This is a genomic window from Dietzia sp. IBK-p2-16D (assembly GCF_057773085.1).
The window spans coordinates 439881-450285 of the sequence record NZ_JBYMTL010000002.1; the positions used below are offsets into that span (position 1 = coordinate 439881).

Consider the following 10405-nt stretch of genomic DNA (forward strand, 5'->3'; position numbering starts at 1 on the left):
GCATGCGTGCCATCCACATCTCCAGCCATGACGGACCCGCCGCCCTCGAGGTGGTCGACGTCCCCGAGCCCGAGCCGGGCGCAGTACTGATCGACGTCCACGCCGCGGGGGTGACCTTCCCCGAGGTCCTGCAGACCCGCGGCAAGTACCAGATCTCCCCGCCGCTGCCGTTCGTGCCGGGTTCGGAGGTCGCGGGCGTGGTGCGGTCGGCGCCCGAGGGGTCGGGGTTCGCCGCCGGCGACCGCGTGTGCGCGTTCCCCGGTCTGGGCGGGTTCGCCGAGGTGGTCTCCGCCGATCCCGACCAGGTGTTCCACCTTCCCGACAGCCTGTCCTTCACCCAGGGCGCCTCGATCCCGATGAACGTGCTCACCGTCCACTTCGCCCTGGCCCACCGCGGCCGGTTGCAGGCGGGGGAGACGGTGCTGGTCCACGGGGCGGGCGGCGGTATCGGCATCGCGGCCACCCAGTTCGCGACCGCGATGGGTGCCCGTGTCATCGCGGTGGCCTCGACGCAGGAGAAGCGGGACCTGGCACTGAAAGCCGGGGCGGCCGACGCGATCGCGCCCGAAGGTTTCAAGGACGCCGTGAAGGAGCTCACCGGCGGCAAGGGGGTCGACATCGTCGTCGACCCCGTGGGCGGTGACCGGTTCACCGACTCCATCCGCGCCCTCGCTCAGGAGGGACGGATCCTCGTCATCGGGTTCACCGGCGGCGAGATCCCCACGGTCAAGGTCAACCGGCTGTTGCTGGGAAACAAGAGCGCGGTGGGCGTGGGGTGGGGCGAGTACTGGATGTCCAACCCCGGCTACCTGCAGAAGCAGTGGGCCGAGGTCGAGCCGCTGCTGGCCGCGGGCAAGCTCGATCCCCTAGTCGGCGCCGAGTTCCCCCTCGACCGTGCCTCGGAGGCGCTCGAGCTCATGGACGGCCGCGGGGCCGTGGGCAAGATCGTCCTCACCACCGGCCGCTGAGCCGTCCCGTCCGCGTAACCCACCAACGAGAAGAGCGTTCCGCGCACCCCGCTCTCGGCGGATGTGTGCGGAACGCTCTTCTCGACGAGCTGGCGGGGCGGGCCGGCCTAGAACGCGCCCTCGGGCATGTGCATGACGTCCACGTCGAGCGCCTCGATCGTGGCCCGCGCGGCGCCGACCTGCGGCAGGTGGGCGCGGGCGAAGAAGTTCGCCACCGTCACCTTGCCGGTGTAGAAGTCGTGGTCGTCGCCGGTCGCCTCCGGCAGCCGGTCCAGCGCCACGCCGGCCTCGCGCAGGAGCATCCAGCCCACCATGAGGTCGCCCACGGCCATGAGCAGCGGGACCGCCCCGAGTCCGATCAGGTACAGCTTCTCGGGGTCCTCCTGGGCGCCCATGAGGTGTTCGGTGAGGGTACCGACCATCGACTCGACATCGGCCAGCGCGCCGGCCACCCCGGTGCGCGCGGTCTCGAGCTCGGCGGGACCGGCCTCGTCCACGGTGCGGTGGATCTGCGCGGCGACGTGCCCGAGCGCGGTGCCGCCGTCGCGGATGATCTTGCGGAAGAAGAAGTCCTGCGCCTGGATCGCGGTGGTGCCCTCGTAGAGGGAGTCGATCTTGGCGTCGCGGATGTACTGCTCGATGGGGTAGTCCTTGAGGTACCCGGAGCCGCCGAAGCACTGCAGCGACTCGGCGAGGCACTGGTAGGACCGCTCGGAGCCCACGCCCTTGACGATCGGCAGGAGCAGGTCGTTGACCGTGTGCGCGAGCTCGGGTCCGGCGCCGGAGACGACCTCGGCGGACACGATGTCCTGGTGGGCGGCGGCGTAGAGGTACACCGCGCGCAGTCCCTCCGCGTATGCCTTCTGCGTGAGGAGCGACCGGCGCACGTCCGGGTGGTGGATGACCGTGACCTTCTTGGCGTCGGGATTCCCGGCATCGGCCATGTCGTTGCCCTGGACCCGCTCGCGCGCGAACTCGAGCGCGCCCAGGTAGCCGGTCGACAGGGTGGAGATGGCCTTGGTGCCGACCATCATCCGGGCGGCCTCGATGGTCTTGAACATCTGCTTGATGCCCAGGTGGACGTCGCCGGCCAGGAACCCCACCGCGGGGCGGCCGTGCGCGCCGAACGCCACCTCGCAGGTCGCGGAGGCGGCCAGGCCCATCTTCTTCTCGATGCCGATGACGTAGACGCCGTTGCGCTCACCCGGCGCGGCGGTCTCCGGGTCCGGCATGTACTTGGGCACGAGGAAGTAGCTCAGGCCCTTGGTGCCGGGGCCCGCGCCCTCGGGCCGGGCGAGAACCTGGTGCCAGATGTTCTCGAAGAGGTCACCGGTGTCGGCGCCGGTGATGAACCGCTTGGTGCCCTCGATGTGCCAGGTGCCGTCGGGCTGCTGGATCGCCTTGGTGCGCACGGCGCCCACGTCGGAGCCGACCTCGGCCTCGGTGAGCATCATGGACGAGCCGTGGTTGCGCTCGATGATCTTGGTGGCCCACTTCTTCTGCTGCTCGTTGCCGATCGAGTGCATGATCCCGGCGAACAGCGGCCCGGACAGGTACATGAAGATGGAGGGGTTGGCACCCACGAGGAACTCGCTGATCGCCCAGGTGACCAGGCGGGGGGCGGCCACGCCGCCGACGGCCGGGTCCACGCCGACGAGACCCCAGCCGCCGTCCTGCCAGGCGCGGACGGAGGCCACGTAGTCGGGGTGGAGGGTGACCTCGTGGGTCTCGGGGTCGAAGGTGGGCGGGTTGCGGTCGGCGGTGGTGAACGACGCGGCGACCGGCCCCTCGGCCAGGGCTGCGGCCTCGCGCAGCATCGTCCGGACGGTCTCACCGTCGAGTTCGGTGGACTCGTCGCGCTCGAGGATCTCGTCGAGTCCGAACACGTCGAACAGGACGAACTCCAGGTCACGTGGGTTGCTGCGGTAGTGGGACACGCGGGGCCTTTCCGACGACGGTGGTCCGCGCCGGACGGCGCACCAGGTGCCCACGGTAGAGCACGACCCGCGGGGGTAGGCGAATTTTCCGGACCGCACTCCGAAAGCTGGCTGTCGGTATCGGTGCCGGTTACCGGTCCGATTACCCGTGCAGTGCTCGTAACCGCCGACCCGCCTCGTCGAGCACCTCGGGACGTTTGCAGAACGCGAACCGCACGAGGTGGGACCAGTCGTCCGAGAACGCGTCGGTGAACGGGGCGAACGGGACCGCCGCCACGCCGATCCGTTCCGGCAGTTCGAGGCACCAGGCCGCCGCGTCGGTCACCCCGAGGGGGCGCGGGTCGGCGGTGAGGAAGTACGTGCCCTGTGCGACGACGAGGTCGAACCCGACGCTCGTGAGGGTGTCCGCCAGCTGGTCCCGCCGAGCCTGCATGTCCTGCCGCAGCGAGGCGATCCACTCCTGCTCGTGGCGCAGGGCGTGCGCGACGCCCAGTTGCAGCGGCGAGGCGACGGTGAAGCTCATGTACTGCCGCGCGGTACGCGCTCCCGCCACGAGGTCCGGGGGCCCGGTGAGCCACCCGATCTTCCACCCGGTGCAGTTGAGCAGTTTGCCCGCGCTGGAGATGCGCAGGGTCCGCTCGGCCATCCCCGGCAGGGTCGCGATCGACACGTGCTCCACCCCGTCGTAGGTGAGGTGGGAGTACACCTCGTCGGAGATGGCGATCGCGTCGAACTCGTGGCACAGTGCGGCGATCTGCTCGAGGTCCTCCCGCGGCAGGACGGCCCCGGTGGGATTGTGGGGCGTGTTCACCAGCACGGCCCGCGTCCGCGGGGAGAACGCGTCCCGCAACGAGTCCACGTCGAGTCGGAATTCGCCGCCCGAGCGGATCATCCTGGCGGCGCGACGGGTGGCGCCGGCCATCGCCACCGTGGCGGCGTAGGAGTCGTAATACGGTTCGATCACGACCACCTCGTCGTCGTGCTCCACCAGGCCCACCACCGCGGCGGCGATCGCCTCGGTCGCGCCGACCGTCACCAACACCTCGGTGTCCGGGTCGTGCACCAGACCGGTGTGGGCGGTCTCGTGGTCGGCGGCCGCGCGGCGCATCTCCGGGGTGCCGATGCCCGGCGGGTACTGGTTGTGGCCCTCGCGCATGGCGCGCGCGGCCGCCTCGATCATGGACTCCGGCCCGTCGGTGTCGGGGAAACCCTGGCCCAGGTTGATGGCGTCGAAGCGGGTGGCCAGCTGCGAGACCTCGGAGAAGATCGTCGTGGCGTGGGGTCGGAGTCTGCGGACCGTCATGCGGGCAGCCTAGGGCGGGCCGGGATGGGCGATACGATGGACGTCATGACCGAGCCCCTCGCCGCCGCCACGTCCGCCTCGATGGGCGGAGCCGCCACCGGCCGTCCGGCCACCACCTCGGGCCGGGCCGGCACAGTGGGGCCGTGCACCCAGCGCCGCGCGGTGTTGGCCGCCCTGCCCGGGATCATCCTGCTGCCGGGAATCGCCTCGGCCTGCGGAATGACCGAGCCGGCGCAGCCCCCGTCGACCGTGCAGCAGACCACCACGGTGCCGGCGACCACGATCCCGGCCGCCGAGATCCCGCCGGGCACGGCCAAGCAGTTTAAGGCGGGCGACTCGACCGTGATCGTCGCGCAGCCCGTCGCGGGCGAGTTCGTCGCCTACTCCGCCCGCTGCACCCACCAGGGCGGGGTGGTCCAGGTGATCGAGGGCATGTCCTTGCGCTGCCCGCTCCACGGCGCCGAGTACGACGCCACCGACGGCCGCAACACCCTCGCCCCGGCCCCGCGCCCGCTCGACGCCATCGCGGTGACCGAGTCCGGGGGGCAGCTCACCCTCGGCTGACGCCGCCCGGCCGGCCGCACCCGCCAGCCCCGCCGGCGAGACCTCGGCTTGCGGCGCGGCCACGTTCAGGGGTACAACGGGAACACGTTCTCAGGGCGGGGTGAAACTCCCCACCGGCGGTGATGTCACCGGCCCCATGGTCGGCGGCGAGCCCGCGAGCGCCCCGCACGCGCGGTGCGGCTGGACTCCCGGTCCGGCCACTCCACGCACGCGGGGGTCAGCAGACCCGGTGTGATCCCGGGGCCGACGGTCATAGTCCGGATGGAAGAGAACCCCGCGTCACCCGACGCGGTCCCGGTCGACGACGACCGTGGCCGGGCGGGCGTCGCGTCACAAGCCCTGGGCCGTCTGTGTAGAGCCCGTGAAAGGGGCACACGATGAGCCTTCTCGTGGAATTCCTCGACGCGCAGTTGATGATCGGCGGCGTGCCGATCCTGTGGCGCGAGATCGTCGGCAACGTCTTCGGCCTGGCCGCCGCCATCGGTGGCATGCGCCGGGTGGTGTGGGCGTGGCCGGTGGGAATCGTCGGCAACCTCACCCTTCTGACCGTCTTCCTCGGCGGCGTCTTCCACACCCCGCAGGACGTGGACCTCTACGGTCAGGCCGGCCGTCAGGTCATGTTCCTGGCGGTGGGCGTCTACGGCTGGTGGCGGTGGGCGCAGTCCAGGCGGGCGAGCGCCGCCCTGCCCGGAGGCTCGGCCGCTGACGCGGTGGCCGTCCATCCCCACTGGGCGACCGGTCGTCAGCGGGCCGGACTCGTCATCGGCATGGTGACCGGCACGCTGATCTTCGGCTGGATCTTCGCCCAGCTCGGATCGTGGGGGCCGTGGGCCGACGCGTGGATCTTCACCGGGTCGATCCTCGCCACCTACGGCATGGCCCGCGGCTGGACCGAGTTCTGGCTGCTGTGGATCGGCGTCGACATCGTGGGCGTGCCACTGCTGCTCAAGGCGGGGTACTACCCGTCGGCGGCGTTGTACCTCGTGTACGGGGCGTTCGTCATCTGGGGTTTCGTGGTGTGGTGGCGCGTGGATCTGTCCGAGCGCGCGGACGCCGCCGGTTCCGACGGTCCCGTCGGGCGGCGGCGGGAGCACCTGCCGGTCGGCTGATCCGGGGCCCGGGGCCCGGGGCCCGCCAGTGCGTGGGCGATGCCGTTCGCGCGGACCCGGCGGCGCCGGCGGAGGCTGCGGACCGTCAGCTCGCCCGGGCGGCGTCCCGGGCGGGACCGGACACGCGCCGCGGGCGCACGGCCGCCACCACGACGAGCGACAGGGCGGCGAGCGTGAAGCCCAGCCCGCGGAAGTCGATCCACGCGAACACCAGGCCCGACAGCAGACCGCCGGCCGCGCCGGACAGGGCCACGGCCACGTCGGCCTGACCCTGGACGCCGGCGCGCACGGCGGTCGGCACGGACGTCGTGAGCACGGTCGTGCCGGCCACCAGTCCCAGGCTCCACCCCAGTCCCAGCAGGATCAGCGCGACGGTGACCAGCAGCGTCGACTGCGGCGGGGCCACGGCGGCCAGAACGCCGGAGGCCAGCAGCACCAGGCCAGCGGATACCGCCACGGCGCGGGTGCCGAACTTGTCCACGAGCAATCCGGACAGGGGCGCTGGCAGGAACATCGCGGCGACGTGCAGCGAGATCACGACGCCCACCACGGTCACGGTGTGGTCGTGGGCGCGCATGTGCACGGGGGTCATGGTCATGAGCCCGACCATGACGAACTGGGTCAGCGCCATCACCACGACACCGGTGATGACGTCGGCCGTCCAGATGCGGGTCGGTACGGGCGCCACGGTCGCCCGGTCCGCGCCGTCGGCTGCTGCGGCGGCGTCCGCGGCGGGGGACGACGACGACGACGAGGTGAGCGCCGCCTCCGCCGTCTCGATCTCCATCCTGCGCGCCTCGAGCAGGGGATCGGGCCGCAGCAGCAGGGAGATGACCAGTGCCGCGCCACCGTACGCCGCGGCGGCGAGCAGGAACGGTCCCGCGAGCGGGGCCAGGCCCAGCGCCTCGGCGACGCCGCCGGTGGGCCCCACGAGGTTGGGCCCGGCGACGGCACCGGCGGTGGTGCCGAGCAGGACGTAGGACAGGGACCGGGCGCGGGTGGCGTCGGTGGCGAGGTCGGCACCGGCGTAGCGGGCCTGCAGGTTGGTGGCCGTGCCGGATCCGTAGATGACGAACGACAGGAACAGCAGCGGCAGCGACTCGAGGGCGGTGGCCGCGACGATGCCGAGTGCGCCGAGTGCGCCGACCGCGAATCCGGCGGCCAGGCCCGGGCGGCGGCCGCGGGCCTGCGAGAGTCTGCCTACGGCGATCGCGGCGAGGGCGGAGCCACCGGTGAACAGTGCCGACGGCAGCCCGGACAGGCCGGGGCCACCGAGCAGGTCCTCGGCGAGCAGTGCGCCCACGGTGATGCCCGCAGCGAGTCCGGCCCCGGCGAGCAGCTGCGCCAGGACGAGGACGGTGAGGATCCGCCGCTGCGCCGTCGCCCGGCCCGCCTCCCGCGCGGTGTGCATGGCGTCGCCGGCGCGGGTCACGCCCCGCCCCAGGTCCGGGCGTGCAGGAGTACGTCGACGGCGGTGGCCTTGCCCGCGGGCCGCAGGTCATGCCGGAGCGAGACCACCTCGAGCCCCTCGGCGCCGCGCGCGAGGTCGGTGATGCCGGGCAGCACGGTGGGGTCCTGCGGGCCGCCGACGCCGCGGCGGAGGTTCTCCGCGGCGTGACCGAGGTAGACCAGGTGGCCGCCGGGGCGGAGCCACGAACCGGCGTTGCGCAGGACGCCGGTCAGTTCGGGGAGGTCCAGGTGGAGGAATCCGACGACGACGAGGTCGACGGCCTCGGGCGGTGTCCAGGCGGTGGCGTCGCCGACCACCCAGTCGACGCTGCCGCTGCGTCCGTCGTCGGAGTCCTTGGATCGGGCCTGTTCGATGGCGACCTCGGAGAAGTCGACCGCCCGGACGCGCCATCCGTGTGCGGCGAGCCACCGCGCGTGCCGGCCGTCGCCGCACGCGAGGTCGACGGCGGTGCCCACGGTCAGCCCCGCGTCCTCGGCGGCCGTCACCTCGGCGACGATCCTGGCGGCGGGGGTCGTGCCCCACGCATCGGGCTGCGCGAGGTAGCGGGCGTTCCATGCGGAGGCGTCCACGGGCGGTGGTCCTTTCGGTTCGGAGGGCCGGTTCGCCGGCGGCTGGTTCGGTGGTTCGGTCGGGCAGGGCGGTCAGGGGCGGCGGAGCCATCGGAGGTGTTCGGTGTCCCCCTGCAGTTCCAGTCTCCTCCACAGCACGCTGCCCGGGACGGCCTGGCTGGGGTGGCATTCCACGGCGGCCTGCTGGGCGGCACGGTGGACGGTCAGGGCCAGGTCGATCTCGGCGGCCGGGCGTCCGAGGAACCCGGCGTATCCCTCGCCCGCGAGTGTGGCGCAGATGTCGTCGGGCAGGACCCACGCCAGGACCCCCAGGGCGTGGCGCTCGCCTGCTCTGACGGCCGCCGCAGTGGCGGCCACGTGGTCGGGGTGACCGCTGATGCCGGTGGAGTCGAAGGCGACCAGCCCGTCCGGCCTCACCGCCTCGATCTCCCGCTCGACCTCGTCGTCGAGCCCGTCCGCACCGAGCGCCGTCAGTCCGCCGTCGGGGAGATCGCGGAGGGTGACCCCGCGGGCACCGAGCGCGTCGGCGGCCGCGCGCAACTCGTGCTCACGGATGAGGGAGAGATCGCCCTCGATCTCCTCTCCACGGGCGCCGTGGAGGGTCGAGGCCTCGCCCCGGGTCAGGCAGAGGACGTGGACGGCGGCACCGGCGCCGGCGAAGGTGGACAGGATCGCGCCGAGGCCGAATGACTCGTCATCGGGATGGGCGACCACCGCCAGGACCGTGTCCCAGTCCGGTAGCCCGGTCGTCGTACGCATCGCGTCGGACCTCCCTGTAGTGGTGGGAACGGCTGGCCCGGTTCCGGGACCAGCAGATACCCGGTACCGTATCGTTTCATGGGTACGTCTCGCGAACGATCGGATGTCTCCCTCTTCGCCCGCGGATGGGTGGTGGCCAGCCCGGTGCTGGAACGCGTCGGCCTGGGCAGGTCACGTCGTCGGCTGGTGGAGGGCCTGTCCGGCACGGTGGTGGAGGTCGGCGCCGGCAGCGGGGTGACCTTCGAGCACTACCCGCCGGAGGTCACCCGGGTGGTTGCGGTCGAGCCGGACCCGCACCTGCGCGCATACGCCCGTCGGCACGCGCGGGGCGCCGCGGTCCCGGTCGAGGTGGTGGACACGGTGGCGGAGTCGCTCCCGCTCGCCGACGGTGAGGCCGACGCCGTGGTGTTCGGGCTCGTCCTGTGCACCGTCCCCGACGTCCCGGCCGCACTGACCGAGGCCCGTCGGGTGCTCGCCCCGCACGGTGAGCTGCGGCTGCTCGAGCACGTCCGGGCCGACGGCCGGCTGGGTCGCGTCGCCGACCGGATCGCACCCGTGTGGAGCCGGCTCGGAGGCGGGTGTCACCCGAACCGCGACACCGCTCGCCACGTCGCGGAGGCGGGTTTCGACGTCTCCGACCTGCGGACCCGTCCGTTCCCGCCGGTGGTACCGCTGACGCCGATGCTGACCGGCCGCGCTCGAACGATGTGACGCCCGGCGCTACAGCCCCGCCCGCACCTCGCGCATCGGCGGGCGCTCGCCCGGGGCCACCTCGACGGTCTCGGAGCGGAATCCCCCGCTGATCGGGTCCCGGTGGTGCAGGGTCAGTGTGTCGCCGGGGGCGTCGGCGCCCACGACCCGTCCGTACCGTTGCAGTCGACTGAGCACGGCCAGCTGCTGGTGCATCGCCATCACCGACAGGGCGGAGTCGGGGGAGTGGCGGTGGGTCCGTCGACCGAGGTCCACCTGGGCGAGCGCGTCGAGCCCGTAGGACTCCACGAGGTCGATGAGGATCCCGATGTCCACCCCGTACGCGCCCGCGAAGGGGATCGATTCGAGCGCCTCCCGCGTCCCCGCGTACTCCCCGGCGAGCGGCTGCACGAACCCGCTGAGGGAGGGCCAGTGCGCGGCCAGCAGGGGACGCGCCACGAGCTCGGTCACCCGGCCCCCACCGGCAGGCAGGACGGTGCGGCCGTCGTCGAGGGGCCGCTCGTACGCGCCCTTGCTGAACACCACTCCCGGCTCGGTGAGCAGCGGCCCCAGTAGACCGGTCGCGAACGCGGGGTCGAAGTCCCGCAGGTCGGAGTCCAGGAAGGCGACGATGTCGCCGTCCGTGGCGGCCAACGACTTCCACAGGGCTTCGCCCTTGCCGGGGACGTCGCCGAGCGCGGGCAGGACGTCGCCCTGCGCGACGACGCGGGCCCCGGCGGAACGGGCCACGTGCGCGGTGGCGTCGGTGCTGTGGGAGTCGACGACGACGAGCTCGTCGATCAGCGGGACCCGGTCCACCAGCTCGGAACGCAGGGCGGCGACGATCGCCCCGACCGTCGACTGCTCGTTGCGGGCCGGCAGTACCACCGAGATGCGGCGGCCCGCCTTGGCCGCGACGAGGTCGCCGGGGCGGAAGTCGGCGGCGCGGTAGGTCCTACGCGCCGACCAGGCACGGGCCGGGTCGAGCCGGTCCGCGAGAGTCGTACGCGAGTCCTCGGTCACGACCGCGATCCT

At 72.7% G+C, this 10405-nt stretch carries 10 protein-coding genes and 1 riboswitch; of the genes, 4 read left to right on the plus strand and 6 right to left on the minus strand.

The window, feature by feature from the left end:
• The first annotated feature begins 2 nt into the window (after positions 1–2).
• Entirely contained in the window at positions 3–968 is a 966-nt protein-coding gene (locus tag AC3DE3_RS06435; RefSeq protein WP_488369394.1) for an NADPH:quinone oxidoreductase family protein, read from the plus strand.
• A 107-nt stretch (positions 969–1075) separates the two neighbouring features.
• Here AC3DE3_RS06435 and AC3DE3_RS06440 read toward each other — a convergent pair whose 3' ends face one another.
• Both AC3DE3_RS06440 and AC3DE3_RS06445 read right to left on the minus strand, forming a co-directional pair.
• On the minus strand, positions 1076–2905 hold the full coding sequence (locus AC3DE3_RS06440; protein WP_488369395.1) for an acyl-CoA dehydrogenase: 1830 nt from the start codon (positions 2903–2905) through the stop codon (positions 1076–1078).
• A gap of 142 nt (positions 2906–3047) precedes the next feature.
• Entirely contained in the window at positions 3048–4208 is a 1161-nt protein-coding gene (locus AC3DE3_RS06445) for a pyridoxal phosphate-dependent aminotransferase (protein WP_260489100.1), read from the minus strand.
• Positions 4209–4253: 45 nt separating this feature from the next.
• On the opposite strand from AC3DE3_RS06445, the gene AC3DE3_RS06450 reads away from it, so the two are divergent.
• Together AC3DE3_RS06450 and AC3DE3_RS06455 are read left to right on the plus strand one after the other, a co-directional pair.
• Positions 4254–4772: a Rieske 2Fe-2S domain-containing protein gene (locus tag AC3DE3_RS06450; RefSeq protein WP_488369396.1), complete on the plus strand. Its 519-nt coding sequence runs from the start codon at positions 4254–4256 to the stop codon at positions 4770–4772.
• A gap of 82 nt (positions 4773–4854) precedes the next feature.
• Positions 4855–5049, plus strand: a riboswitch (FMN riboswitch).
• Between the two features lie 100 nt (positions 5050–5149).
• Complete coding sequence (locus tag AC3DE3_RS06455) at positions 5150–5881, plus strand: nicotinamide mononucleotide transporter family protein (RefSeq protein WP_488369397.1); 732 nt, start codon at positions 5150–5152, stop codon at positions 5879–5881.
• A gap of 85 nt (positions 5882–5966) precedes the next feature.
• On the opposite strand, the gene AC3DE3_RS06460 is transcribed toward AC3DE3_RS06455, so the two are convergent.
• The 3 genes from AC3DE3_RS06460 to AC3DE3_RS06470 form a co-directional block, all read right to left on the minus strand.
• Positions 5967–7292, minus strand: coding sequence for an MFS transporter (locus AC3DE3_RS06460; RefSeq protein ID WP_488369629.1), 1326 nt, complete (start codon positions 7290–7292; stop codon positions 5967–5969).
• Positions 7293–7309: 17 nt separating this feature from the next.
• Positions 7310–7921, minus strand: a complete 612-nt coding sequence (locus AC3DE3_RS06465; protein ID WP_260489097.1) for a class I SAM-dependent methyltransferase — start codon at positions 7919–7921, stop codon at positions 7310–7312.
• A 72-nt stretch (positions 7922–7993) separates the two neighbouring features.
• Positions 7994–8680, minus strand: coding sequence for a PIG-L family deacetylase (locus tag AC3DE3_RS06470; RefSeq protein WP_260489096.1), 687 nt, complete (start codon positions 8678–8680; stop codon positions 7994–7996).
• Positions 8681–8758: 78 nt separating this feature from the next.
• On the opposite strand from AC3DE3_RS06470, the gene AC3DE3_RS06475 reads away from it, so the two are divergent.
• Positions 8759–9391 carry a class I SAM-dependent methyltransferase gene (locus AC3DE3_RS06475; protein WP_488369398.1) on the plus strand — a complete coding sequence of 211 codons (633 nt, stop codon included), beginning with the start codon at positions 8759–8761 and terminating at the stop codon, positions 9389–9391.
• A gap of 9 nt (positions 9392–9400) precedes the next feature.
• Here AC3DE3_RS06475 and AC3DE3_RS06480 read toward each other — a convergent pair whose 3' ends face one another.
• Positions 9401–10393, minus strand: a complete 993-nt coding sequence (locus AC3DE3_RS06480; RefSeq protein WP_488369399.1) for a glucosyl-3-phosphoglycerate synthase — start codon at positions 10391–10393, stop codon at positions 9401–9403.
• Positions 10394–10405: the final 12 nt, after the last annotated feature.